Source organism: Bacillus nitroreducens, from assembly GCF_964021195.1.
In genome coordinates this window covers 217751-242881 of record NZ_CAXHYI020000001.1, presented here as the reverse complement: position 1 = coordinate 242881, position 25131 = coordinate 217751, and the positions used below count along the sequence as shown (strand labels likewise).

27 protein-coding genes and 1 pseudogene are annotated in these 25131 nt (G+C 34.4%); 20 read left to right on the top strand and 8 right to left on the bottom strand.

The window, feature by feature from the left end; all coding sequences use genetic code 11:
• Positions 1-79 precede the first annotated feature (79 nt).
• Positions 80-667: a helix-turn-helix domain-containing protein gene (locus ACWPVE_RS01265; RefSeq protein ID WP_453990126.1), complete on the bottom strand. Its 588-nt coding sequence runs from the start codon at positions 665-667 to the stop codon at positions 80-82.
• 787 nt (positions 668-1454) lie between these two features.
• Here ACWPVE_RS01265 and ACWPVE_RS01260 point away from each other — a divergent pair.
• From ACWPVE_RS01260 to fosM, 3 genes are all read left to right on the top strand, one after another.
• Positions 1455-1775 carry a nuclear transport factor 2 family protein gene (locus ACWPVE_RS01260; RefSeq protein ID WP_453990125.1) on the top strand — a complete coding sequence of 107 codons (321 nt, stop codon included), beginning with the start codon at positions 1455-1457 and terminating at the stop codon, positions 1773-1775.
• 291 nt (positions 1776-2066) lie between these two features.
• Positions 2067-4007, top strand: coding sequence for a methyl-accepting chemotaxis protein (locus ACWPVE_RS01255; RefSeq protein ID WP_453990826.1), 1941 nt, complete (start codon positions 2067-2069; stop codon positions 4005-4007).
• Positions 4008-4595: 588 nt separating this feature from the next.
• The gene (gene fosM / locus ACWPVE_RS01250; RefSeq protein ID WP_453990123.1) at positions 4596-5018 is read left to right on the top strand and encodes a FosM family fosfomycin resistance protein; all 423 of its coding nucleotides are present in this window, start codon (positions 4596-4598) and stop codon (positions 5016-5018) included.
• Positions 5019-5209: 191 nt separating this feature from the next.
• On the opposite strand, the gene ACWPVE_RS01245 is transcribed toward fosM, so the two are convergent.
• Both ACWPVE_RS01245 and ACWPVE_RS01240 read right to left on the bottom strand, forming a co-directional pair.
• Entirely contained in the window at positions 5210-6301 is a 1092-nt protein-coding gene (locus ACWPVE_RS01245) for a metal ABC transporter solute-binding protein, Zn/Mn family (RefSeq protein ID WP_453990122.1), read from the bottom strand.
• A gap of 309 nt (positions 6302-6610) precedes the next feature.
• Positions 6611-6823: pseudogene (locus ACWPVE_RS01240) on the bottom strand (GTP-binding protein); the annotation flags it as partial.
• A 586-nt stretch (positions 6824-7409) separates the two neighbouring features.
• Between ACWPVE_RS01240 and ACWPVE_RS01235 the strand changes: the two are divergent.
• Positions 7410-7739: a PilZ domain-containing protein gene (locus tag ACWPVE_RS01235; protein WP_453990120.1), complete on the top strand. Its 330-nt coding sequence runs from the start codon at positions 7410-7412 to the stop codon at positions 7737-7739.
• Between the two features lie 699 nt (positions 7740-8438).
• On the opposite strand, the gene ACWPVE_RS01230 is transcribed toward ACWPVE_RS01235, so the two are convergent.
• The 3 genes from ACWPVE_RS01230 to ACWPVE_RS01220 are packed head-to-tail and all read right to left on the bottom strand — an operon-like array spanning position 8439 to position 12158.
• Positions 8439-9569, bottom strand: coding sequence for a Ger(x)C family spore germination protein (locus tag ACWPVE_RS01230; RefSeq protein WP_453990118.1), 1131 nt, complete (start codon positions 9567-9569; stop codon positions 8439-8441).
• 4 nt (positions 9570-9573) lie between these two features.
• Positions 9574-10668 (bottom strand): GerAB/ArcD/ProY family transporter, encoded by a 1095-nt coding sequence (locus ACWPVE_RS01225; protein WP_453990117.1) that lies wholly within the window; start codon positions 10666-10668, stop codon positions 9574-9576.
• 8 nt (positions 10669-10676) lie between these two features.
• The gene (locus ACWPVE_RS01220; protein WP_453990115.1) at positions 10677-12158 is read right to left on the bottom strand and encodes a spore germination protein; all 1482 of its coding nucleotides are present in this window, start codon (positions 12156-12158) and stop codon (positions 10677-10679) included.
• 607 nt (positions 12159-12765) lie between these two features.
• On the opposite strand from ACWPVE_RS01220, the gene ACWPVE_RS01215 reads away from it, so the two are divergent.
• The 16 genes from ACWPVE_RS01215 (at position 12766) to ACWPVE_RS01140 (ending at position 21757) form a co-directional block, all read left to right on the top strand.
• Positions 12766-12993, top strand: a complete 228-nt coding sequence (locus ACWPVE_RS01215; protein WP_453990113.1) for a sulfurtransferase TusA family protein — start codon at positions 12766-12768, stop codon at positions 12991-12993.
• A 30-nt stretch (positions 12994-13023) separates the two neighbouring features.
• The gene (locus ACWPVE_RS01210) at positions 13024-13503 is read left to right on the top strand and encodes a DsrE/DsrF/DrsH-like family protein (RefSeq protein WP_453990111.1); all 480 of its coding nucleotides are present in this window, start codon (positions 13024-13026) and stop codon (positions 13501-13503) included.
• 30 nt (positions 13504-13533) lie between these two features.
• Complete coding sequence (locus ACWPVE_RS01205; protein ID WP_453990110.1) at positions 13534-13893, top strand: rhodanese-like domain-containing protein; 360 nt, start codon at positions 13534-13536, stop codon at positions 13891-13893.
• Between the two features lie 46 nt (positions 13894-13939).
• Positions 13940-14236: a rhodanese-like domain-containing protein gene (locus ACWPVE_RS01200; protein ID WP_453990109.1), complete on the top strand. Its 297-nt coding sequence runs from the start codon at positions 13940-13942 to the stop codon at positions 14234-14236.
• 103 nt (positions 14237-14339) lie between these two features.
• Positions 14340-14918 carry a sulfurtransferase TusA family protein gene (locus ACWPVE_RS01195; RefSeq protein WP_453990107.1) on the top strand — a complete coding sequence of 193 codons (579 nt, stop codon included), beginning with the start codon at positions 14340-14342 and terminating at the stop codon, positions 14916-14918.
• A gap of 19 nt (positions 14919-14937) precedes the next feature.
• Positions 14938-15174, top strand: coding sequence for a glutaredoxin family protein (locus ACWPVE_RS01190; RefSeq protein ID WP_453990105.1), 237 nt, complete (start codon positions 14938-14940; stop codon positions 15172-15174).
• 56 nt (positions 15175-15230) lie between these two features.
• On the top strand, positions 15231-16358 hold the full coding sequence (locus ACWPVE_RS01185; protein WP_453990103.1) for an MBL fold metallo-hydrolase: 1128 nt from the start codon (positions 15231-15233) through the stop codon (positions 16356-16358).
• Between the two features lie 33 nt (positions 16359-16391).
• Entirely contained in the window at positions 16392-16619 is a 228-nt protein-coding gene (locus ACWPVE_RS01180) for a sulfurtransferase TusA family protein (protein ID WP_453990101.1), read from the top strand.
• 57 nt (positions 16620-16676) lie between these two features.
• Positions 16677-17453 carry a sulfite exporter TauE/SafE family protein gene (locus ACWPVE_RS01175; protein WP_453990099.1) on the top strand — a complete coding sequence of 259 codons (777 nt, stop codon included), beginning with the start codon at positions 16677-16679 and terminating at the stop codon, positions 17451-17453.
• 353 nt (positions 17454-17806) lie between these two features.
• Positions 17807-18166 (top strand): hypothetical protein, encoded by a 360-nt coding sequence (locus ACWPVE_RS01170; RefSeq protein ID WP_453990097.1) that lies wholly within the window; start codon positions 17807-17809, stop codon positions 18164-18166.
• Between the two features lie 37 nt (positions 18167-18203).
• Positions 18204-18464, top strand: coding sequence for a metal-sensitive transcriptional regulator (locus ACWPVE_RS01165; protein WP_453990095.1), 261 nt, complete (start codon positions 18204-18206; stop codon positions 18462-18464).
• 363 nt (positions 18465-18827) lie between these two features.
• Complete coding sequence (locus ACWPVE_RS01160) at positions 18828-19862, top strand: serine hydrolase domain-containing protein (protein ID WP_453990093.1); 1035 nt, start codon at positions 18828-18830, stop codon at positions 19860-19862.
• A gap of 337 nt (positions 19863-20199) precedes the next feature.
• The gene (locus tag ACWPVE_RS01155; RefSeq protein WP_453990091.1) at positions 20200-20634 is read left to right on the top strand and encodes a PH domain-containing protein; all 435 of its coding nucleotides are present in this window, start codon (positions 20200-20202) and stop codon (positions 20632-20634) included.
• A gap of 116 nt (positions 20635-20750) precedes the next feature.
• A complete protein-coding gene (locus ACWPVE_RS01150; RefSeq protein WP_453990089.1) occupies positions 20751-20945 on the top strand; it encodes a DUF6980 family protein in 195 nt (64 codons plus the stop codon).
• A gap of 125 nt (positions 20946-21070) precedes the next feature.
• Complete coding sequence (locus ACWPVE_RS01145) at positions 21071-21526, top strand: VOC family protein (protein WP_453990087.1); 456 nt, start codon at positions 21071-21073, stop codon at positions 21524-21526.
• A 39-nt stretch (positions 21527-21565) separates the two neighbouring features.
• Entirely contained in the window at positions 21566-21757 is a 192-nt protein-coding gene (locus tag ACWPVE_RS01140) for a hypothetical protein (protein WP_453990086.1), read from the top strand.
• Between the two features lie 375 nt (positions 21758-22132).
• On the opposite strand, the gene ACWPVE_RS01135 is transcribed toward ACWPVE_RS01140, so the two are convergent.
• Positions 22133-23455: a 6-phospho-alpha-glucosidase gene (locus ACWPVE_RS01135; RefSeq protein ID WP_453990084.1), complete on the bottom strand. Its 1323-nt coding sequence runs from the start codon at positions 23453-23455 to the stop codon at positions 22133-22135.
• 29 nt (positions 23456-23484) lie between these two features.
• Positions 23485-25110, bottom strand: coding sequence for a PTS transporter subunit EIIC (locus ACWPVE_RS01130; RefSeq protein WP_453990083.1), 1626 nt, complete (start codon positions 25108-25110; stop codon positions 23485-23487).
• Between the last annotated feature and the right edge of the window lie 21 nt (positions 25111-25131).

Here is a 25131-nt window from a genome sequence, read left to right as displayed (position 1 = left end):
GAATCAAGATTTTGAAGTGAGGGAAAGTTCATTGAGTATGAACATTTAAGTCATAACTCGTGGATTTTTATATAAAAAATTATGATAAAATCTGATAATATAAGCCAAATTGAGTATCATACCATAACAGTTTGCTGTGTTTACGTTTCGGGATACGTGTTTGTAAACCCCACTCAGGATACTGTTTAATAATTTGAACTTGATCACCAGTAGCAACAGCAATAAATGATATATAATGATCTTTTGTCATAGGATGATCGCTTGAAATGAACCATTCATTATCAATTTCTGTAATTGATAGCTTTTCTTCGTCTGTTGCTTTCTTCGCTTCCAGTCGTTCTAGCTTTCTTCCACAGCAAGATAGGGTGATATCTCCAGTGGCTAATACAACATTATTACATGACGGACAGACAAAATAATTTGACTTTTTCATATTTCCTCCTACAAATTCATTCAACGATAATTCACCATCTAAAATATTTTCTATATTTACGCCCAATAGGGTAGATAAACTTGGTAATAGCGTGACATCTGGACAGCCATATCCACGCTCCCATTTTGAAATCGTTCGATCAGAAATGTTCATTTGATCAGCTAATTGTTTCTGTGTCAGCTCTTTTTCTTTCCGCAAATTATAAATTAACTCTCCAACTTTACGATTATCCATCATTTTTTCCTCCTGCTCTATTACCATCTTAGGGGTTTATATGGTTAGCATCAACAAACGCTCCGTAGAGTTAAATATAGGTAAAGTTTACCTATTTTCTTTTGCTCATATTTTTATGATTGTAATCATTCGACTGTTTAGAGCTGTTATTCATTTATGGATTCTTCCTCATATGATTAACTATATGGAAAATGAAAATTAGGATTTTTCAAAAGTAATAGCTAATTGTGAAAGAGTATACTTAAAGTAATGGGTGCGTTAATCCAAGACGGATTAATGCTTTTTTGTTGAACGAATTGTACGAACGGAGCAGTTTAGTGTACAAGGATATGTATGACATAGGGAGATTTAGTATATACAAAAATGGATTTATTAAACTTTATCGTTTTTGAAGTATACGAGATAAATAAAAAGAAGGAACCCTCGTGTGACATCGAAATAGGTCACGATAAATCTAATACGAGGAGACAAACTTGATGGTTTTTTAGATTACTGCTAGATTCAGTTAAATAATTCTTTAGTTGTAAGTTGGTTATATGATTAATATTGATATTCCCAAAATAATTGATTAGTAGTTATTCTGAAAACCGATCCATTTTTTATCTGCCACATAAGCCTTTGCGGTATCCGATAGGATCATACTATTCCCCCAAAAAATTAATAGGATTTGTTCAAATGTTCACAAACTTTCTGTTGACTTGTGACTTTAGTATTAAGTAATATATTACTCGTAGTCCTTTATTCATAGATTTTAGGAACATCACGATAATTTAAAGGAGTGGGTAGTATGATACTAGAGAAATATATTACATACATGAATAATAGTGATTTTGAAGGAATTGCAAGTTTGTTTACAGAGAACTGTCGTTTTAATGATGGTGGAGCAAGGACCATTCAAGTGGAAGATCTAGTAGTGGATGGAAGGGAAGCCTTAAAGAAAGCTTTTGAAGCTGTCTGGGAGAACAATAAAGTTCGTGCTGAAATTGTCAAGTTGAATACAAATTCAATGGAATATGATGTATACCTTGGAGAGATTAAACTAGAGTGTATTGGTTGTGCGACACTGAAGAATGGACTTATTGATGAATATATCGTAAGACCAAGATAAAAAAGAGGGTATAGAAATAAATATCTTTCGTGAAATAGCTTCGGTTTATGATAACAAAGGAGTACAAAAACTCTTTGTAAGTTGTCGTGGTTTATGTTATTAATCCTACGCTTACGGAGAGTTTTTCTATATAATCTAGAACCTTATAGTAAGGTAGGTAAGGTTCACCTCTAAGTTGTGAGTTTTAAGAAATCCTATTAAATTAAGAAAGGGATTATTACTTTGAGTAAGCGGAAAAGTAGATTTATAAGTATTAAATTCAAATTGATTGTATCTTTTTCTATATTAATAATGTTAGTTTCTATTTGTATAGGATTAATATCGATTAAAGTGTCTAGCGATATACTAGTAAAAGAAGCAAGGAATGCGGTATTTTCTGTAGCAAAGGAAGAGGCAAAGCTAGTATCAGCAAGACTTCAAACACCAAGAGAAGCATTAAAAACACTAGCCTCGTTAGAAACGGTAAAAAAGATGGATTGGGATGAACAAAGGCAAATACTTCAAGAGGTATTGAGAACGACATCATTCATAGATATTGGTATTATGCAAAAAGACGGGTCAGTTCGTTATACAAATGGGGATAGGGGGCAATTCAATCTATCACATCCAATCAGTGCACCACTGAATGGTGAACCCAATGGCATATTCTTTGAAGAAAATACTGAATTAGAAGAACTTTACATACTACAATCGGTACCAATTGAAGAAAACGGTGAAATTGTTGGAGCTATTATTGGACTAGAAGACGGAGAATCTTTAAGTCATCTTATTGCAGATATTAAGTACAAAGAAAATGGATTTGGCTATATAACAGATGGAAATGGAACGACGTTAGCATATCCAGTATTGGATTATGTATTCATGCAAATGAATCCAATCGAAGCAGCAAAAGCCGATGATAAGTTTCATAGTTTAGCCTCAATGGTAGAAAAAGCAATCACAGAAAAAACAGGTACAGCAGATTACAACTATGATGGAACGGATTATATTGCAGGTTTTGAAGAAATAGAAGGAACAGATTGGTCCTTTATCCTACTTGCAGTAGAGGATGAAGTGTTAGAGGCTATACCAAGCTTGGAAAAGTCTATTAATTACATATCCTACATCATGCTTATTCTGGCAGTTATTATTACGTATTTTATTGGTAGGTCTATTGTAAACCCTATTGTTCAAATAATAGGGCATTCTAAAAAAATAACCCAATTACACTTAAGTGAAAATGTAAAAGAGAAATACATTAAACGAAATGATGAGGTTGGAGAATTAGCAAAATCACTTCAATCATTAACAGAGAGTTTACGTGGGATTGTAATTGAAATTAATGATTCTTCTACACAGTTAACGATTGCTTCGGAAGATTTAACCGAAATCTCGCAAACTTCTTCGAGTGTAGCCCAAGAAATAGCTAGTGCTGTACACGAGATTTCAGGTAGTGCTTCTGACCAAGCGAAAAATACAGAAGAAGGCTCTCAAAGAGCTGGTGTTTTAGGAAAAACAATCGAAACAGTTGATGAATATATCTGGAAAGTGAATGACTCTACTTTAAAGGTAAGTGAAATTGTAGGTGAAGGAATTGCTGAGATGAATACCTTAAGCAATGTGACAGAAGAAGGTACACGAACAATGGAAGAAATCTCAAAAGTAGTTTCTAAAGCAAATGAAAGCTCTAAAAAAATCGGTGAAGCAAGTAATTTAATTAACTCGATTGCTTCTCAAACAAGTCTTCTTTCGTTGAATGCGACAATCGAAGCGGCAAGAGCAGGGGAAGCTGGGAGAGGTTTTGCTGTAGTCGCAGAGGAGATCATGAAGCTTTCAGAGCAAACAGCAAAATCAACTAAGATAATTGACGATATTGTTTCGGAGTTACAGCAGAACACGATGAATTCGGTGGAATCTATGAATAGAGCAATGCAAATTTCAGTGGAACAAGCTGATAGTGTTATTAAGAGTAGAGAAAAATATTTGATGATTGAGCAGTCTATGGATCATGCTAGGGAAGTTACTGATAAATTGAGTTCTGCGGGTAAAGAAATGAACCAAATGAGAGAGCAGATACTAGAAATTCTAAATACTCTTTCTGCTATTGCTGAAGAAAATGCTGCTTCTACAGAGCAAGCGTCGGCTTCTATGCAGGAACAGGCATCATCCGTAGAAGAGGTTGCTGTTGCAAGTGATCATTTGGCAGAGTTGGCTAAGAAGTTACAGGAAATTGTGGCACGATTTAAAGTTTAGATATTGCAATCAATTAAACACTTCAAAGAGGTTTTTAAAATAGTTATTCAACATTAAAGATTTTCCTTGATTCGCAAAGGATTTATAAAAAATAACAAAAAAGACTTCTCATTAGTTATGTATACTTTTGAGAAGTCTTTTTTTGTTGACTCTTATCTAAAAAAGCTTTTTATATGTTGGAATCGTGAAAGATGAATATTTTTCTTATGAAACTAAGATGTAGGAAAGTTTAAGAAGGAATTAAGAAGGTAATAGAGAAAACTTTATTATGGTAACTTTTCCCCTTAAGAATGAAGGTGGATTATTGTAATCGAAGTAATTTTACTCTACTATTGGATTTTCAATGGTAAATTATAATCCTTCAAGTCACGTTATGTCGTTTAAAGTCTCTAGTTTTTTAACTAACTGGTCCTTACGATTGTTCAACAAGACAGTCGCTTCCTTTGCGAACGAAACAGTCCTTGTTCGACTAACGATTCCAAGAGTTGAAGATAGAGCTGTCATCGGGGCACCTTTTTGAGGTATTATCGATGCGGAATATTTTCTGTACGATTCAACTAGTAAAATCCCTACTTTTGAGGTGGTATTATGTCCGTAAAGGGTCTTAATCATTTGTTATTTTCTGTTTCTAATTTAGAGAAGTCGATAGACTTTTATAAAAATGTGTTTGATGCAAAGTTGTTAGTCAAGGGGAAAAGTACAGCCTATTTTGATTTGAATGGTATATGGCTGGCGCTCAATGAAGAAAAGGATATTCCCCGTAATGAAATAAGTCAGTCATACACTCATATAGCATTTTCAATAGAAGAAGCTGAGTTTGATGAAATGTACAGTAAACTAATAGAATTGAATGTGCATATCCTTTCAGGTCGTCCAAGGGACGAAAAAGATAAAAAATCCATTTACTTTACGGACCCAGATGGTCATAAGTTTGAATTTCATACAGGTACTTTACAAGACAGGCTGGATTATTATAAAAAAGAAAAAACACATATGGAATTTTACAATTAACAGTTTCTCTTTTCAGATTACTTTTAGTAGCATCATATAACAAAAAAGTCCTTAAAGGACTTTTACATATTTATATTGCACTATCAGGAAGATTATTTGAAATGGAAGTCTAACTTAAATAGTAAACTTGGGTCTAGTAAAAGTCTAAACTTCAAGGAGCGAATAAAGCATAGGCCACAAAGGCCTATGCTTTAGGATTCATTTAAAGCTTTATTCAAAGTTTCAAGATTTTGCCTCATTATACTAATGTAATCAGCACCATTTTTTATATCCTCTGCTGTTACAGATTCAAGGTTATGAAGGGTTAAGCTTTGAGCGTTTATTTCTTTTTTTACCACTTCAGCTATTTTAGATGTTAGGTTTTGTTCAAAAATAACAAACTTGATGTTATGTTCTTTAGCAGTGTTTATTATGTTTTTTAAATCCTTTTGAGTGGGCTCATTTGATGGTGATAAACCAGAGATACTTATTTGTTTAATTCCGTACCTTGACTCCCAATACCCGTAGGCTGCATGTGAAACTAAAATTTCTTTCTTTGAAGACTGCTTAATAACACTCTCAAATTCTTGGTCTAATGTCTGCAAGTTTTTTACTAGTTCATTAAAGTTTTTTTCGAATTCTTCTTGAGCCTCAGGTTTTAATTCCTCAAGTGTATGAAGAATACTTTCAGCTAGTTCTACAGCTTTTAAAGGATCTAACCAAACATGAGGATCAACATCGTGATGATGATGGTGGTTGTCCTCATTACCTGAATGACTGTCGGGATACTCCTCATGCTCTTCATTTACAGCTTCACTGTGGGTTTCTTCAGCATTTGAATGAGAGTGATGGTCGTTGTGTTCGGTATCAGTTCCTTCCACACTTTGGTGATTTTCTTCGTGATCATTTAGTACATTAGATAATTCCATGCTTTCTGTCGCCTTCACCAGTTGCACCTTTTCATTTTGTAATAGTTTCTCAGCAGCATCAATGAAGCCTTCCACACCTACACCAATATATATAAGAGCGTCTGCTTCCGCAATCTCTACCATCGTTTTTTGAGTAGGTTCAAATGTATGAGCATCAGAACCTGGAGGGAATATACTTAAAACTTCTACGTGTTCGCCACCAATTTTTTTTGTAAAGTCCTGTAACGGAAATACCGTAGTAAAAATTTTAAGTCGTTCAGATGTTGTAGGTGTGTTCTTGTCTTCGTTTGTGCTTGTTTTGTTTTCTGAAGCACAGCCAAACAAGAATGTGGTCGTTAATATGACTAATAATGCAAAAATGTGTTTAGTTTTCATAATTTCTCCTCTCAATCATAATTATGACGATTTAATTAGTGTAGTTATATATCGTAATCATTCCGATTATGATACCAAAAAAATTTATCTTTCATGTAGACTTGGAAGTGAATCTGATAAAGTATTCCAGTCCATCATGATTTCTTCGTCTGTTAATAAACATTCATTTAAACGATTCATAATTTGTTATTTCCATACTTATACTTATTAAGAGCAGCTCGATCTCCAAATATAGGTTCTCAATCCTTCAAAACATCTGGTTACTCGTCAATATATGTAAAGGTTTGAGCTACTTGGATAGGTTTACTGACAAATGCAGCCATTATGGATTTCAACTAGTTTTTCTTCTGTACGAGAAAACTTACCATTTTTCACCAAAGTTGTATCAACATTAATTTCACTAATCTCATTTACAATAACAGCGACACGTAAGCCCTCTCTGTTTTGCACTACATCGTTTAATAAAGTAGTTTTACCTTAAACAATGTATCCACTTAAAACTGTGTCAGGTTTTATATTCATTTTCATCCTCCATTTCCACTACAAATCGTAATGATTTCGTTTTACTTGAACAATATTACGATAAAACTAGATAGTTTTCAAGTTAAATTATTGATTAGCACAAAAAATATAAATAACGGGGATCTCATTTCATTAACGTTATCATTCCAATTCAAATATAGATTGCACCTGTATTTGTTGGATATATTGATGAACAACAGGAAGTAACATTAAATTATGAACACAGTGAGTATAAATGGTTATCTTTTAAAGAGGCGATAGAAATGACATCATTGCCTGGAAATGATGAGGTCCTAAAGGCTATTGAGAAACATTTTGTTATTAGAAAACCACCTAAATATTTGCGTATTGTAAATTTAAATCCCTATCTTTAACAAAAGGATGCTCTCGTCCAAGATTAAGCCGTTCTCTTGTTAACTTCCCCCCATATATATAAACAAGTATAAAAGCATTGGATTTCACAGTCGAAATCACACTGCTTTTAATATTAATTAAGGAAATATATGCTTTTTAGTATAGAGCAAATAATTTGTACCTTCAGTCTATTTGTAATATTATATAAAATTATTACATTGCGGGGGTATTGATGAATAAGAGGGTGCATCCAAGGTTTTATTTCGACAAGCCAATAAGTGGAAGGCTTTTTATCAATGAAATTAAGGGGAAAGTTTCTGATAATAAATATACTCCAATTGAGATAATAAACATTAGCTCAGGAGGTCTATGTTTTAAATCGATACTTAATTTTCCGAATACAAGGGACTACTTGCTGCAGATAAGGTTTAGTGAAGAAGTACTTAGAGGGAATATTGTTTGGAGACATAATAAGCATAGTTACTACTTGTATGGGTTTAAAATTGAATCGTCTTCTATAGGGTATTTACAATTATTTAATGTATTAAAAAAGGCTAAATGACATCAAGAATGTTATTTAGTGGAATGAGAAAAAATTATGAAACCTTCCCATTTTAGTGATTGGAGTACCTTTAAAAAGCAAAAAGACTAACAATAACAGTCAAAAGAGCCGATAATGGCTCTTTTATTTTTCCTAAAAAGTGTTGTAAGAAATGCTTGTGACGAGGATGGATGTATCCCTACCTTCAAATTGAGGAGTAGGGGCTTTTCTTAGTATGAAAAAAGCCCTCTCTTTGATAATCACATCTGGAAGTAATTAAGGAAGAGCGAATGTAAAATAAAAAGGAGAAAATGGACCGAAGTATTTATACAAAATCTAGAAGTTTAAGCATAAACTAAAAGAGACTTTAATGATGTAGGGACTTAATTTTTACGGTGTTTAATTTATAATTCTAGAAATTTATATGACTAATTTTGTAACATAGTCGAAAAAATACAGAATTAAAAATCTAGTCAATTCTGGACTAAGTTTCATTTTCTACGAGATGTTAAAGTGTCTATTTATTTAGTAAGAAATTCTCCTTGATTAGGTAAATGTAAATAAATATAAATTAGTTTATTTACACCTAGCATCAGCGCCTAGCTCCTCGACGTCATAAGCCAATCCATAAAGAAGATTAAAGAACAACCCTCTTGAGGTATCGTCTTGCATGCTTGTCGGGGATGTTCAAGGCGCTTGTGCATTTGCTCCTAAAACAAGTTAATCAACTGATCCAATTCGCTTAATTTCCACATTTATATTTGGATTTATCATTAGTGTTGAGTAATTTTTTCTTAAATCTTCCTCGGTTAAATGGGAGTACTTTCTTACACTTTTTATTTTTCTTCCGATGCCAATGGGATCTGTATTTAAATTTTTAAATTCCTCAAGTATAATTCTAAATTCTTTGTTTAGTGCTTCACTAATCAGTTGCTCCATTTTGTTTAATGTATCTTTATTTTTCAGGGAAGTAGAGGGTTGAAATTCTAATATTGAAACGGATACCGTTGCATTTAAATGTACAAATTCTTTATTCTTAATTTCAATGTTTCCTTTGTACTTTATTGGATGAAGTGTAACCTTAAAAATATCACTTTTAGAAAGGATGTGTTTTGCAATACCCCTTTTCTTTAGTTCTTCAGAAGGAATCTCTACAGTTATATCACCTAGGAATGCATTGTTATTTGTGAATAATTTTAGGTAAAAGGTGTTTATCAACGAAATAGATCCCACAATTTTATCATCTCTGAATAACGCAACACCACCTATAGAAGGTGCTACCCCATTTACACTTTTAATCAGGGGTAGTGTAGGGTCGATACCAACTTCATATAGTGTAGTAATAAAATCATGTAAGTTGGAGTTGATTAACATTTCTTTCTTTTCGTGTTTATCCAATAGTTGATAGATATAGGATCCCATTTCGGGATATTCTTCATAGTTTGTATTGTTAATTGTCTCCTCAGCATTATCAGTAATGGCTAAAAAGATTAAAGAACTGATACTACTATCTCTTTGTAATGTATCCAAAAAAGAAGTAATTCCTACTGTTTCTGCCATATTTTTATTAAACAGTATGGTCCTTAATTGACCAGAACTAATGTCATGGCTTGTTTGTTCCTCTAGTTTTTGTCGGATTTGTTTGCTAGTCCTTCCTTCAGCTGAAATGGTTACACTGGTCTTTTCTTCTTTTCGATCAAATTGTAACAAACTGATAGTGCCTTTGTATGTATTGTCATCAAGCACGTCATAACCAATAATCGTTGAAATTCCTTGCATTTCTATTATTTTTTCAGGAGCCATGCATGCAGTACAAAAAAGAGAAAACAGCAGAATAACAATTTTTTTCATTCTTTCAACTCCGTCTGGAACGTGTATTAATTTTTGATCTTATAAAGATGATTACATACAAAAAAATTGGATATATAAACCAGAGGAAAAATCCTGTTTTGCCAACTTGATCAAAAAAATAATTATTATCTACTCTTTTAGTAATTAAAAAGCTGCAGATAAAAAGGATAATGGAGATGAGCCATATTCCATATTTTTGTTTTATATTAAAAATCTGTTTAATACCCTTGGAGGAAATGTATAGAGTGATACATAGGTTTGGAAATATAACTAAAATCCATAATGGAACAGCAATAAATTCAAAGCGTTCAATAAATGGAAAATGGACCGTACTAATCATGCTGACAACGGGCCAAACATTCTTCTCTAATTCCTGAGCGCTAAAAAACAAAATTGAAACTACAGTTATTATTAAAACAAGAATGGTCGTCAACCAGACTGCTATTTGACTAAAAAGCTGAAGTTTATTTTTCTCTTTTATAAATGGAAAAATAAAAAGCAACGTCTCGAAACCTAACATTGTATAACTACTCTTGAAAACTCCGTTCATCATTTCTGAAGGAGTTGTCGTCATTATTGGTAAAATCCTTGTTAAGTTTATGGTTTGAAGTGGTTGGTAAACAACAAATAGTAGCCAAATAGTTAATAAAAAGGATAAGAAACAAACACCAGTCACTACTCTGAATCCACCTGATACAGCATAAATGGTTAACATTAATAAAGCCAATACTCCGACCCATTCATAGACACCTTCATATCCCCATGTTAGTGATAACTCGACATAACTAATGGTAGTCGAATAATGGACGGCAATAAAGTAAATGACAATAAAGAAGTTGAAAATACTACCAATAAAGCGTCCAAATATATGATCATGAATTTCAAATAGAGTACCACCCTCATTTTTATTTAGGATAGATATCATTACCCATGTCAGTAAGCTCACGAATAAACCAGAAAGTAAAATGGATATCCAAGCATCTTTTTTTGTTTCTAGATACATAATTCTTGGAACTCCAAGAATCCCCATACCAATTTGCGAAGTGTGTATGATAAAAAAGACCATAAATGCGTTAACAAAACCTATATTTGATTTCATTTTGCACCTCAATAATCATCTAAATCTGTTGAATTTTTCAATCGTTTCTTTAGGCGAATGGAGTCTTTTGTTCGATTTACTATAGGACGTCTCGTATAAAAATGGTGGGGGAGACGTATTAAGAAATATTTCAAATCTTTAACTCTTAGGGGGTATAGAGGTGCTAGATAAGGTTTATGTAAAGAAGTTAATTTTAACAAGTGAACCATTAGAATACATAGACCGACAATGATTCCGTTTAACCCCCAAACACCTGCTAAAATAATAATTGGAAATCTAGCAAGTCTGACTGCAGTGCCCATTTCATAAATAGGAGCGCTAAATGCCCCTAATGCACTAAATGCAACAATAATAATTAAAATATTGCTAGTTAACCCTGCCTCAACTGTTGCTTGGCCAATGACAATTCCTCCTACAATTCCCATTGTTTGTCCTACTTTTGAAGGAAGGCGGGCCCCAGCTTCTCTGAGTAACTCAATTAAAAATTCTAGTAAGAGTGCTTCTAATAAGGGTGGAAAAGGGACTTGTGAACGTGATTGTCCAATGACAAATAACAATTTAGATGGTATAAGTTCAAAATGATAAGTCATGGCAGCCACATATATGGCTGTTAAAAATAGAGAACCTACCATAGCAAATAATCGGATAAAACGAATAAATATACTTAAAGACCACCTCAAATATATATCCTCTGTTGATTCGAAAAATGAGAAAAAGTTAGCTGGACCAATAATGGCTACTGGGCTACCATCTAGAAAAACTCCAATTCTGCCGTTTAAAATCGAATAGATGAACCGATCAGGAAGCTCTGTTAATATAAATTGTGGAAGTAAAGAGTAATGATTATCTTCTAGGCATTGAGCCAAAACGGAACTATCAATTATATTTTCTGTCCTTAATTGATTAATTCTATCCTTAAGTGTCTGAAGAGTGTCATCGTTCGCAATATCTTTTATATATACAATTCTTACTTGTTTTTGAATGCGATCCCCAATTATTTTTTCATCCGTACACAAATTATTATCTTTTAGATTTTGCCTTATTATCTTAACGTTAGATGTTATTGATTCAGTAAATGAAATTTTAGGTCCATATACTAATGACTCTGTTTCTGCTTTCTCAATGGAGCGTTCAATGGGATTTGCGCAGTTCACAATGAAACCCTTTTTCTCGTCTAAGAAATAAATATAAGCAAATCCATTTAAAAGGGAAGAGATTACTTCTTGTTCTTCTATATTTACCTTTATTTCTTCTATAGGTATGTTTTTCGTTAAATAGGTGTATTGTAAAGATTCTACAGAAAGTTCTTCAATGTATTTAATGACAAATTCATTTAGAATCTCTGGCTTAATTAAATTCTTCATGAAAATAATTTGAATTCTCTCTTTACTAGATTCAATCATTCGACACTCCAAGTCGGGCGATTCATTAAGAGTCGATTTGATTTTTTCATAACCTGGAAATTTCTCACTAATATGACGCTTTGTCATTCTAAACATATCCTTCAACTGTTTTTAATACTATCTGTAATAACGATTTAGTTTATACAAAATATGGATACCACCGTAAATCCAATAAATCACCAGGGTAGCGTCCAATGTCAAGATTAAGAGAATTTTTTTTGATAAGAGATAATCGCAAAGTCGGTCAGGTAAAATTAAACCCTTAAGTTATATATGTAGTAGGGGTTGTTTTTTTATTTGACTAGGAATACTAAATATTCCTATAAGGATTAATAACCCGATTAGGCTTATCTGTTCTAAGTAATTATTTTTCGAAAAGAGTGCAAGAGTTATTGCACTAACGAGTGAGTTGGTCCAAGAAGGTTTAAACGAAGAAACAAAAATAGGAATACCACTTGCTAAGATATTGAAGAAAGACTCATAAGATGGATTGATAAATGCGTATAACATTAAAAGTTAGATGTGGTTTCGAAATGCATACAATTTTTTATGTTGACAATATACCCATTGGGGTATAATATAAGACATGTAACATGAATTACTATTTCTTAAATAGGGTTGACACCCGTTTTTATTTTAGTTACTTTTATACCTATAGGGGTATAGGTAAAAAACAAAGAATGGAGGTATCTACATGGATATAGATAAAGTATTAGATGCAAAAGGATTAGCTTGTCCCATGCCGATTGTAAAAACAAAAAAAGCAATTGATAGTCTTGAGTCTGGCCAAATCTTGGAAGTTCTTGCAACTGACAAAGGTGCAAAAAATGATTTAACAGCATGGGCAGCATCTAGTGGACATGAACTAGTTGAAACAAAAGAAGAAAATGGTGTCCTTTCCTTTTATATTAAAAAAGGATAATACATGAAGAGAGAACGGGGAGGAAAAAGAATGACTGAAAGAAAAAAAACAACAATCGTATTATTTAGTGGGGATTATGATAAGGTGATGGCTGCTTATATTATTGCAAATGGTGCTGCAGCCTATGATCATGAAGTAACTATTTTCCATACTTTTTGGGGATTAAATGTTTTACGTAAAGATGAAGAGATTAAAGCAGAAAAAAGCTTCATTGAAAAAATGTTTGGCAAAATGATGCCTAGAGGCGCAAATAAACTAGGACTTTCAAAAATGAATATGGCAGGTATGGGGCCAAAAATGATTAAAGATGTTATTAAAAAACACAATGCATTACCATTACCACAGCTTATTGAAATGGCACAAGAGCAGGACATAAAGCTTGTTGCATGTACAATGACAATGGATTTACTTGGACTTAAACAAGAAGAACTGTTAGATGATGTTGAATTAGCGGGAGTGGCAGCTTATTTGGCAGATGCTGAAGATGGAAATGTAAACCTGTTTATCTAAAATACTTTGTTGCAAACAGGAGGAATGAACATGGAATACATCAACTATATCGTTTTTGCACTAATTGTAATTTTTATCATACAACGTCTGATTCCTACAACAGGAATAAGACATATTAGCACAGCTGAATTGAAGAATGAATTAAAGGACAAAAACAAACAATTTATTGATGTTCGTACTCCTGGTGAGTTCAAGGGCTATCATATTAAAGGATTTAAAAATATGCCTCTTCATCAACTTGCACAAAAAACGAATGAACTTTCAAAAGATAAAGAAGTAGTTGTGATTTGTCAAAGTGGTATGAGAAGTCAAAAAGCTAGCAAGCAATTAAAAAAATTAGGTTTTAAGCATATAACGAATGTTAAAGGTGGCGTAAGCTCCTGGAGATAAGGATATTTGTAGTTAATAGTATCAAATTTAATAGGAGGAAATTATAGTGAAACAACTAACAGCAAAAGAAGTTGAAACTTTACTAAGTGAAAGAACAACCTTAAATATTATCGATGTTCGTGAAGTTGATGAGGTTGCAGCTGGAAGAATCCCTGGAGCGGTTAATATTCCATTAGGACTAATAGAATTCCGTATGAACGAACTTGATAAGTCAAAAGAATATGTTATGGTTTGCCGTTCAGGTGGTAGAAGTGGAAGAGCTTCTCAATTCCTTGAAGGACAAGGATTCAAGGTGATCAACATGGAGGGCGGTATGCTCGCTTGGGAAGGTAAAGTTGAATAAATTTTTTTGAGTGTTATTATACCCTATTGGGTATGGAAGTGGTGTCAAAATGTTGATTTTAATTAAATATTGAACGTTAAAAAGATATTTTGGAGGTAATAAAATGGAGTCATTAAAAACGAACCTTGTATTAGATGCAAAAGGTTTGGCATGCCCAATGCCGATTGTCAAAACTAAGAAAGCAATTAATAATTTAGAGGGCGGTCAGGTTTTAGAGGTGCAAGCAACCGATAAAGGTTCAAAAGCAGACCTTAAAGCATGGGCTGAGAGTACAGGGCATCAATACATTGGTACAATCGAAGAAGGCGATGTACTAAAACATTATATTCGTAAAGCCAGTGGTGAAGAAGAGACAGAGAAAAGACATCCTAATGTAGTATCAAACGAAGATTTGGGGGCTGCTCTCTCTTCTGGAAAGGATATTCTTGTTCTTGACGTTCGTGAAGCTGCCGAATATGCATTTAGTCACATTCCTGGAGCAATCTCCATTCCGTTAGGAGAATTAGAGGAAAGAATCAATGAACTAAATGCAGATCAAGAAATCTATGTTGTTTGCCGCACAGGTAGTCGAAGTGATTTAGCATCACAAAAGCTTACAGAAAAAGGTTTCAAAAACGTAATTAATGTGGTACCTGGAATGAGCAAGTGGGCTGGAAAAACTACTAGTTTAACAAATGAATGAGATAAGGAGTAATGAACTCATGAATAATATTACAGTGTACACGACAACTCGTTGTCCTTATTGTGTAATGTTGAAAAATTTTTTAGCAGATCAAAATATTCCTTTTACTGAAATGAATGTTGACTCAAAACCGGAAATGATGCAGTATGTTGTAAATAAAACTGGTCAAATGGGTGTACCACAAACGGAAGTAAATGGAAAATGGGTCCTAGGCTATGATCCGAATAGTATCATGACAGCACTAAAAAATGAATAAGTAATCGTATTATAAAAATTTTTAATTTTAATAATACCATAGGGGGTAATTGATAAATGACTGTTAATGTAATGACTGCAAAAGAGGTTACGAAAAAAGTGTTCGATAAAGAACCATTATTTATCTTAGATGTTCGTAACGAGAGTGATTTTAACGATTGGAAAATTGAAGGTGAAAACTTCGACTATTTAAACATTCCTTACTTTGAATTACTAGACGGGGTTGAAGAGATCCTTGAAAAATTGCCAAAAGACAAGGATATCCTAGTTGTTTGTGCGAAGGAAGGCTCATCAATCATGGTAGCAGAAATGTTTTCTGAAGCTGGGCTAACTGTATCCTACCTTAAAGGTGGTATGAAGGCTTGGAGTGAGCACTTAGAGCCAGTTAAAGTTGGCGATTTGAAAGATGGTGGAGAAGTCTACCAATTCGTTCGTATCGGAAAAGGCTGTCTATCTTACATGGTAGTATCAAACGGTGAAGCAGCGATTATCGATGCAACTCGTATGACGGATATCTTCCTTGATTTTGCTGAAAGCAAGGGTGCGAAAATTAAGCATGTATTTGATACTCATTTACATGCTGACCATATTTCGGGAGGAAGAAAAATAGCAGAAGCCACAAATGCAACTTACTGGTTACCACCTAAAGATGCTACAGAAGTTACGTTTGAATACGCGGCTTTAGAAGGCGGTCAAGATGTGACAATTGGAAATACAACCATTACTATTCATGCATTGTATTCTCCAGGACACACAATTGGCTCTACTTCTTTTGTTGTTGATGAAAAATTCTTACTTTCTGGTGATATTCTGTTTATTGATTCAATCGGTAGACCAGACCTTGCTGGTTTGGCTCAGGATTGGGTAGGAGATCTTAGAGAAACTCTCTATAATCGCTATAGAGAATTGTCTGATGATCTAGTTGTTTTACCAGCTCACTTCATGATTATCGATGAATTAAATGAGGATGGTAGTGTATCTGAACGACTAGGAACACTATTTGTGAAAAACCACGGTCTAAATATTACGGATGAAGCAGAATTTAGAAAAATCGTAACAGAAAACTTACCACCACAACCAAACGCATATCAAGAAATTCGTGAAACAAATATGGGGAAAATCTATCCTGATGAAGAAAAACAACGTGAAATGGAGATCGGACCAAACCGTTGTGCGGTTCGCTAATGACAAACTTAATTGATAGGAGTAGGTAATTTCATGGAGGTAGCAAAGGTATTAGATGCAAAAGGATTCGCATGTCCAATGCCAATCGTAAAAACCAAAAATGCAATAAATGAAATCGAATCAGGCCAAGTACTTGAAATTCATGTAACTGACAAGGGTGCAAAAAATGACCTAACAGCTTGGGCAAAGTCTGGTGGTCATGAGCTAATGAAGCATGAAGAAGAAAATGAAGTATTAAAGTTCTGGATAAAAAAGGCGTAAACAACAATAAAGGGAACCGTTTCTGGTTCCCTTTTGTCAAGAGGAGGTAAATATTAAATGGATTTTGCTTTTATTATTACAATCTTTTTGATTGGTTTTATTGGTTCATATATATCAGGTATGTTAGGAATCGGTGGTTCTATCATTAAATATCCAATGCTATTATATATTCCACCATTATTTGGATTAGCAGCATTCAGTGCCCATGAAGTGTCAGGTATCAGTGCTGTTCAAGTATTTTTTGCCACCATTGGTGGTGTCTGGGCATACCGTAAGGGTGGGTATCTAAATAAAAAACTTATTTTCTATATGGGGATTAGTATTTTAGTAGGTAGTTTTGTTGGTGGATTTGGTTCTAAATTTATGTCAGAGGGCGGTATCAACGTTGTCTATGGTGTATTAGCGTTAATTGCTGCTATCATGATGTTCATTCCGAAAAAGAATGTTGACGATGTTCCGTTTGACCAAGTGACGTTTAATAAATGGCTAGCAGCTGTGCTGTCTTTTATCGTAGGGATTGGAGCTGGAATAGTTGGAGCAGCTGGAGCATTTTTACTTGTACCAATCATGCTCGTGGTCCTAAAAATCCCTACCAGAATGACAATCGCATCTTCACTTGCAATTACATTTATTTCATCAATTGGTTCAACTGTAGGAAAAATCACGACAGGTCAAATTGAATATATCCCAGCCGTTATAATGATTGTAGCAAGCATAATTGCCTCACCACTTGGTGCAAACGCAGGGAAGAAGATGAACACAAAGGTATTACAGATTATCCTTGCAATCCTAATCGCTGCAACTGCAATAAAGATTTGGATGGATATTCTATAAACTAAGATTATAAGTTTGAATCGATGGATGTACTATTTCACTGAAATGGGGTGAAACGATGGAGAAACCCAGCAAAAATTGCGGTCATGGTACTTGAGGAATTAAGACAAACAAGGATTCAACGTTTAAGGTGCACATAACTGACGGAAAAATCATTGAAACGGTCAGAGTGATCGGTTATCGATTTATTGCATTTAAATATTTTTCAACTCGCTTAAATAGCGGGTTTTTTAAAAAATCTGTTTTCTGTTTTAAACACAAGGTAAGCTGGTCGATTGACAATATACCTATACGGGTATAATATCATCCTATAGTGTTTCCTTAATTTATTGTTTTAAGGGGCTGTTAAACGATTGATATTGTTTTTACTTTTGATACTATTTATACTATGGGAACTATATAAGAGGTATTTTCCTGTAGTTGGTACACACTGTGAAGATACATTAAAAGTTAATTTTACGGTTGTTGAGGTTATAGATGTAAGAGATTACAATATTTCGTACAAAGATATAATCGAGAAATCTATTAATATTCCTGTCGCCTATTTGGAAAGGTATTGTTATGAGATACCAGATAAAAAGATTCATGTTGTGGCTTCAAATAGACTTGAGAAAAACGTAGCTATTCGAATCTTAAGGCGAAAAGGATTCCAAGTGACAGGATATAGAGTGTATGATTCTCATAAGTTTATCAAAGAATTGCCAGTAAAATAGGGAATCATCAACCCTATGTTGAAAGGGGACAACTTACATGGATTACGATGAGAAAACTAAGAACCGTGTAAAACGAATCGAAGGACAATTACGCGGTATTTTACGAATGATGGAAGAAAATAAAGATTGTAAAGATGTTATTACTCAACTTTCCGCAGCGCGTACAGCTATTGACCGAACAATTGGGGTGGTGGTTAGCTCTAACCTAGTTGAATGTGTACGTAACGCTGATGAAAAAGGGGAAAGTACAGAGAAACTTGTGAAAGAAGCAGTTGAATTACTTGTAAAAAGCAGATAAAGACCTAAGAAGGTCTTTTTGTTTATCCAAAAAATTATGATTTCATTATTCAAATTAACATGCTTCGATTTTAAGAGCTACTTTTTATTGATAATGAGAAGGATTATACTTAAACGAATGGGTGCGTTAATCCAAGAAGGATTAACCACCTTTTTTGTTGATTTCCTTATTGAACAAAGTGGGCAAAAAGACAAGGATTTTTAATAAGAGATTTTTATTGGACTAAAGGATAGCGATTGTTCGAATAGAGCAGTCGCTTATTCACTATCGGAGCAGGTTAGAGGAAAAAGGATTAACACCCCTTTTTGTCGAAATTAAAACAGATACAAGTTATTGAAAGAGGAAATAGTAGAGGAGATTTGGATGATAACTAATATGAAGGATTACATGAACGATGTTATGGTAGAAAAGAACTTTTCAGGAACAATTATTGCTCAAGATGACAAAAAAACTTTGGTAGAGAATAGTTATGGTTATGCGAATCGTTCCGAGCAAATAATGAACAGCTTTGATACACGATTCGGAATAGCATCGGGCTGCAAGCTATTTACAGCGATCGGGATTTGTCAGCTTGTGGAGGATGGGTTACTTTCTTTTGATACAAAGCTAAAAGAGTGTCTTAGTTTTTCATTTCCTTATTTTGATCAGGATATAACGATTCATCATTTATTAACACATACAGCTGGAATACCTGATTACTTTGATGAGGAAGTTATGGATGATTTCGAGGAGTTATGGATGAAGAATCCGATGTATCACATCAGAACCTTAGAAGATTTTTTACCTTTATTTCAGAATCAACCAATGAAATTAAAGCTAGGTGAGAGGTTTCATTATAATAATGCGGGATACATCATACTCGGGTTAATTATAGAACAAACAAGCAAAGTTAAATTTGCTGATTACATAACGGAAAAAGTTTTCAAGAAAGCGGGGATGACTGACTCTGGTTATTTTGAGTTCGATGCTTTACCACCAAAAACAGCGTTTGGTTATATTGACTTTCCAGATGGTACTTGGAAGACGAATATTTACTCATTGCCCGTAAAAGGCGGTTCAGACGGTGGGGCTTACGTTACTGTAAATGATATGGCAAAGCTATGGGATGCACTCATAAATCATCAATTACTAAGTGAAGAATACACTCGTCAGTTACTTAGTCCGCACATTAATACGAATGATGATAACGAGCAGTTCTATGGTTATGGCGTATGGATTAATAAAAACAATGATGAAATTACAAAATACCACATTATGGGTTATGATCCTGGAGTTAGTTTTCATTCAGCGTTCTATCCTAAAAGCTCAATTAAAACTGTTGTATGCTCGAATCAGTCAGAGGGGGCATATGACATTTTGAAAGCGATTGAAGCAAAAATATTAAAAGAAAGACAATAATCGTCTGAGATGTGAAGCATTGTGCTTCAACGAACGGGTGTGTTAACCTAAGAAGGTTTAACGCTTTTGTGTTTTTGAAGTTGTTGTACTAAAGAATATCCAGATTCATTACAAGAAATTTTAGAGCAGTCGCTTTTTCATATCGGGGTAGGTTCTTGAAAGATGCAAAAATCGGTTAAAAATATAAAAATAATATAATCCTTATCTCTGAAACCTTTAAAAAATTCAAACGTAGTAAAGTTTAGGGAGTGCAGCAGAAGAAGTGAGGAGTGATATATTCGTATTCGCTTCTTTCTCTGAATTTGGCAGACTCACTTTGACTTTTAAGGAGGTTATTATGAAATTTCATGCGAAAAAAGACATGACTTTTCGAATTTTGATTTGGGTCTCGGTATTCCTTTTCTTAGGACTATCTGTTGGACTATTCATACCGATTTACCATGAAGCAGGATTGGCCGCAAGTATAACGTTTTCTTTTATATTTGGGATTTTCGCCATCTTGATTTTATGGTTATGGTATCGAACATTTTATGTTGTAACAAATGAACATTTAATGATCCATATTGGCCCATTTAAACGCCGAGTTGAGCTGAATAGTATTACAAGAATTGAAAAAACAAATGCCCCATTAGCGTCAATTGCACTGTCAAAAGAACGTTACAATTTATATTACAATGCATATGATTATACGATTATTGCACCTGAAAATATTAAAAAGTTTGTTGAAGTTGTTAATGAAAAAAGAAGAGAGCCGATTGAGTTCATAAAATAATCACAACTTAAATTTGCTGTTACTACGGAGAATAAATGATAGACGGTACTTCTTATGAAATTTATTCAGTTTTATTGAGCTAACGTCTGCTTTAAGTATACAAGGAGAAGTGAAGTATGAAAAAACATTGTTGTGAGGATATGGATTTTCATGCAAATTATAAGTGTGATATACATGATAATCCCTTTGACTGTCCAGATAAAACAATCATTTATAATAAAAAAGATAATGACTACGGATTGATAATTCATGATGGAGGTTCTTCAAGTATAGAATTTTATTTTTGTCCGTGGTGCGGATCAAAACTATAGCTTGTTATTGTGCTAGGAGTTGCGATAGCTGAACAAGGTTAACGCTTCTTCAACTAAGGGGGAGACTAGTTGAAGAAGTATCTGGTGAAGATTAAACTAAAATAGAGAATTGAGGGGGAGTATCATTGATAAAAGGATTATATGAAGCACATTTACCAGTAAGTGATTTAAAACGTTCAATAGAGTTCTATACTAACCTTGGACTGGAACTTGACCATACTGTTGAAGATAGGGTGGCATTTTTATGGATTGAAAAAGATAGTAGTTGGTTAGGTTTATGGAAAACGGATAAAGTAGAACTTGAGTATCATCCTTCTATAAGGCATATAGCATTTCAAGTATCGTTAGAAGGGTTAAAGAACTCAATTAGTTGGCTCAAGAATAAAGGGTACGAACCTAGAGAGGCTTTTGGATTTGAGCCAGTGGAGCCTTTCGTAATGCCTCACAAAGATTATGCTCACGCTAAAATTCATTTTAATGATCCTGATGGCAATAGTTTAGAATTCATATGTAAGGTAAACAATCCTAAACAAATTACAGAACGTATGTATTTGAGTAAGTGGGAAGAAATCAATAAATAGAATAACGAGACTACGGTAAAATCATTAAGCGAAAATGTAGTGATTAGAATAATAGAAGTATTACCTATTGAGCAGGGGGCTATGTTTTTATATCAATTTCTAGCGCATAATGAATACAATCGAGAAATGGTATTTGATTTTCTATCGAAACTTAGAGAGCCATTTAGTTCGGTGAAATTAAATGGAGGACAAATCAAAATTACATCAAAACATGCAAATGTTAAAGAATGATTTGATTATCTAAAATCGAAAAAAGTAGAAGTGATATCTACAATTATAGAAAACGATAATGGGTACTTAGTGAATAATAAGAGGAAGTAGAAAATGTGCAGTTGAATAATTGTAATAAAAAAATCTATAAGATGCATTTGAAAAAGCAGTTAAATTAACGAGAATAGAATTCTTATTGCCCTTCTCCCATTTAATGCATTATTTTACTTTCAAATTTAGTTTTCAAACCATAAAAAATACTGTCATATCAACAAAAAAGCAAGTGCTAATTCTGTAACGAATTGCCTTGCTTTTTTTGTGTTTTAATTGTTGCAGGTACTTCAAAAGAGAAGGGCCTCCTACAATAGAAGTACCCTTACAATCATTGCATATCTCTTATTTTAGTACTGGCCAAAAATCTTTGTTGGCTTCGATTAAATCATCAAGTACAGTCTTTGCTATTTCCGCAGAAGGGAAAGTTTTATTAAGAGCAAAGGCCTGAAGTGCTTTTTGGTAGGAACCTTCAAGTGCAGCCTCTACTAATAATTTTTCAGAAGCTACTTGCTGTTCAATAAGACCTTTATAGAATAGACTAATAGGTTTTAAGCGAATCGGTTCAGGCCCTCTGCTTGTTACATATGCTGGGATTTCAACCATCGCGTCATCTGGAAGATTTGGAATCGCTCCATTGTTTTCAACAATTAATAGGAATCGTTCACGTCTGTCATAGGCAATGGCCATTGCGACATCGACAATAAAGGTTCCGTGCACTCCAACATTAAAACCTTCTTTAAATTCACCAGTTTCCTCTAAATGCTCAATTGAATCAAAGAGATTTTTTTCACGATTATCCATTACACGATTTGCTCTCGTATAGTCTGGATTTGTTTGCTCGACAACTGTTTTCGGTATCAAATAATATTGAAGATATGAGCTTGGAATATACTCAGGGAAAAGCTGTAGCATGTTTGCCACGTTTTTATGCGCTTTGACCCAATCAACATCAGAGTGTTGAAGGTCCTTTGATTGGGCTGGAGTTACAAGCCCGTTCACACTCATATATTCACGTAATTCGTTCATTCGGCTTTGTCCGTTCACATACACATCTGTGAACCATCCAAAGTGGTTTAAGCCGAAATAGTCGACTTCAATTTCATTCTTATCCACATCTAAAATTTCAGCCATACGTAACATCATACCGATTGGCATATCACAAATGTTTAAGATCCGTGCATTCGGACGTTCTTTACGAATCGCTTCTGCAACAATGGCAGCTGGATTCGAATAATTGATAATCCATGCTTCAGGAGCATAATGAGTTGCAAAATCACATAGCTCAATCATTGGAGCGATTGTACGCAGCCCATAGGCCATACCACCAGGTCCGCACGTTTCTTGACCGACAATACCGTGACTGAACGGGATTTTTTCATCGAGTTCACGCATTGCATTACCACCAACGCGAAGCTGTGCAAAGATAAAGTCAGCACCTTCAAATGCAGCTTTTGGGTCGGTTGTGGCTGAAACTTTGACGTTATCATCAAATTCGCCAACAACTTTTTCGGTAATAAGCGCTACTTTTCGTTGACGTTCTTCATTAATATCGTACAGGCGAATTTCACTTACAGGGAACTCGTCCTTTTTTAGCATTAATGCTTTTGCGATTCCAGGAGTATAGGTGGAGCCACCACCAGCAATTGCGATTTTATACGTTTTCATTTCTAAGCACCTCGTCTGTTTTGTTTTTGTTAAGCTTCTAGATGTAAATCTACGGCATCGCGATATTCAGAAACCTTCATCCCAAAGACAATATGGAATTCTTCTTCAGAAGGTTGGGACATCCCTAGTGAATCAGGGATTTTTTGTAGGGCCTCTTTGTCAACCAACGAAGGGTCATGTACAAAGACGCGTAGACGTGAAATACAGTTTGTATAATCTTTGATATTTTCTTTGCCGCCAAGATATACAATTAAGTTCTTTGCAATTTCATTTTTATCGCTCTTAGTTCGGATCAGTTTTGATGCTTCTAGTTCTGCTTGTAAAACTTCTTCTGTATCTTCGTTAGGCTCACGACCTGGAGTCATGACATTGAATTTTTCAATATACCATTTAAATGTAAATAGGTAGGCGAAGAACATCCCAATCCCAACGAGTAGAACGGGCACCCAAGTGGACTTATGTCCTTGGAACACACCATTAAAGATTAGTTCAATAATGTTATTTCCACCTAAATATGAAGCGTTTAAAAAGTCGAGAATGGCAAATGAAATACCAGTAAATACAGCATGGATAACAAATAAACCTGGAGCTAAGAACATGAATAAGAATTCAAATGGTTCTGTTACACCAGCAAAGAAAGAAGCACTCGCTGCTGAAATAGCAATGACTTTAGCACGGTTTTTGTTTTTAGCCGCAAGATATATGCCGAGCAGGGCACCTGGAATTCCAAACACCTTGATTGGCGTTGCTCCTTGTCCAAGCCAAACACGAGTGACATCTGAGAGATCCCCAGTAAACTGTCCACAACCTAATGCTCCAGTAGTAATGGCTTTTGTACCGGTAAATACTTCACCGCATATTTCAACAACACCACCTACTGGTGTGAAATGCGCAATGGAGTACCAAACATGATGAAGACCAGTCGGAATTAAGATCCTTTCAATAAAACCAAAGAGAAATGATCCGATTAGACCTGCACCTGTTACAAGTTCTGCTGCATTATAAATTCCTCCACCAATAAATGGCCAGATAAAAGGAACAGCAATTCCAATTGGCATGAAGATGAGACCAGTTGCGATTGGTGGAAAATGCTTTCCTTGATAAAAACTAAAAATCATTGGCAGTGTCTTCGTTTTATACCGTTTGGTTATCCAAGCTGCCAACGTACCTACGATTACCCCACCAAGGACTCCGGTATCAATGGTTTGAACCCCTAGAATCATGGTTTGCATCGCTTTTCTCATTTCAAGTGTTTGTGAAATACTAACAAGATTGTTATCTCCCACAGCTACATTTGGCGGCAGTGCCATGCCAAAAGCTGTCATCGTTAACCCAGAGAATGTAATCATAAATAGGTAACCAATTAAGGCTGAAAAGGCTGCCAATTCTTTAGAGCCCTTTTCTGACATTCCAATGGCAATCGAAACGGCGAAGACAAGAGGCATAAATCGAATGACAACGAGACCAGATTCACTCAATACATTGGCAATAAATTGAATCCACGTACTACCTAAAAAGGGAGCTGCCTCAATAAAGTGAGGATTCTTTAAAACGGCTCCTAGTGATAAAAGTAAGACGAAGAATGACATCACTGCCACAGCTAATAGGAAGGATCGTCCTAGTAGCGAGAAATAACTTTGTAGTTTCTTTTTCATAATAAGTACCCCCTTTATACA

Bases quoted from the DNA above. Each gene is read 5' to 3' on its own strand.
- ACWPVE_RS01265 (WP_453990126.1), bottom strand. From the start codon at position 667: ATGGATAATCGTAAAGTTGGAGAGTTAATTTATAATTTGCGGAAAGAA.
- ACWPVE_RS01260 (WP_453990125.1), top strand. From the start codon at position 1,455: ATGATACTAGAGAAATATATTACATACATGAATAATAGTGATTTTGAA.
- ACWPVE_RS01255 (WP_453990826.1), top strand. From the start codon at position 2,067: ATGTTAGTTTCTATTTGTATAGGATTAATATCGATTAAAGTGTCTAGC.
- fosM (WP_453990123.1), top strand. From the start codon at position 4,596: ATGTCCGTAAAGGGTCTTAATCATTTGTTATTTTCTGTTTCTAATTTA.
- ACWPVE_RS01245 (WP_453990122.1), bottom strand. From the start codon at position 6,301: ATGAAAACTAAACACATTTTTGCATTATTAGTCATATTAACGACCACA.
- ACWPVE_RS01235 (WP_453990120.1), top strand. From the start codon at position 7,410: ATGAATAAGAGGGTGCATCCAAGGTTTTATTTCGACAAGCCAATAAGT.
- ACWPVE_RS01230 (WP_453990118.1), bottom strand. From the start codon at position 9,569: ATGAAAAAAATTGTTATTCTGCTGTTTTCTCTTTTTTGTACTGCATGC.
- ACWPVE_RS01225 (WP_453990117.1), bottom strand. From the start codon at position 10,668: ATGAAATCAAATATAGGTTTTGTTAACGCATTTATGGTCTTTTTTATC.
- ACWPVE_RS01220 (WP_453990115.1), bottom strand. From the start codon at position 12,158: ATGACAAAGCGTCATATTAGTGAGAAATTTCCAGGTTATGAAAAAATC.
- ACWPVE_RS01215 (WP_453990113.1), top strand. From the start codon at position 12,766: ATGGATATAGATAAAGTATTAGATGCAAAAGGATTAGCTTGTCCCATG.
- ACWPVE_RS01210 (WP_453990111.1), top strand. From the start codon at position 13,024: ATGACTGAAAGAAAAAAAACAACAATCGTATTATTTAGTGGGGATTAT.
- ACWPVE_RS01205 (WP_453990110.1), top strand. From the start codon at position 13,534: ATGGAATACATCAACTATATCGTTTTTGCACTAATTGTAATTTTTATC.
- ACWPVE_RS01195 (WP_453990107.1), top strand. From the start codon at position 14,340: ATGGAGTCATTAAAAACGAACCTTGTATTAGATGCAAAAGGTTTGGCA.
- ACWPVE_RS01190 (WP_453990105.1), top strand. From the start codon at position 14,938: ATGAATAATATTACAGTGTACACGACAACTCGTTGTCCTTATTGTGTA.
- ACWPVE_RS01185 (WP_453990103.1), top strand. From the start codon at position 15,231: ATGACTGTTAATGTAATGACTGCAAAAGAGGTTACGAAAAAAGTGTTC.
- ACWPVE_RS01180 (WP_453990101.1), top strand. From the start codon at position 16,392: ATGGAGGTAGCAAAGGTATTAGATGCAAAAGGATTCGCATGTCCAATG.
- ACWPVE_RS01175 (WP_453990099.1), top strand. From the start codon at position 16,677: ATGGATTTTGCTTTTATTATTACAATCTTTTTGATTGGTTTTATTGGT.
- ACWPVE_RS01165 (WP_453990095.1), top strand. From the start codon at position 18,204: ATGGATTACGATGAGAAAACTAAGAACCGTGTAAAACGAATCGAAGGA.
- ACWPVE_RS01160 (WP_453990093.1), top strand. From the start codon at position 18,828: ATGATAACTAATATGAAGGATTACATGAACGATGTTATGGTAGAAAAG.
- ACWPVE_RS01155 (WP_453990091.1), top strand. From the start codon at position 20,200: ATGAAATTTCATGCGAAAAAAGACATGACTTTTCGAATTTTGATTTGG.
- ACWPVE_RS01150 (WP_453990089.1), top strand. From the start codon at position 20,751: ATGAAAAAACATTGTTGTGAGGATATGGATTTTCATGCAAATTATAAG.
- ACWPVE_RS01135 (WP_453990084.1), bottom strand. From the start codon at position 23,455: ATGAAAACGTATAAAATCGCAATTGCTGGTGGTGGCTCCACCTATACT.
- ACWPVE_RS01130 (WP_453990083.1), bottom strand. From the start codon at position 25,110: ATGAAAAAGAAACTACAAAGTTATTTCTCGCTACTAGGACGATCCTTC.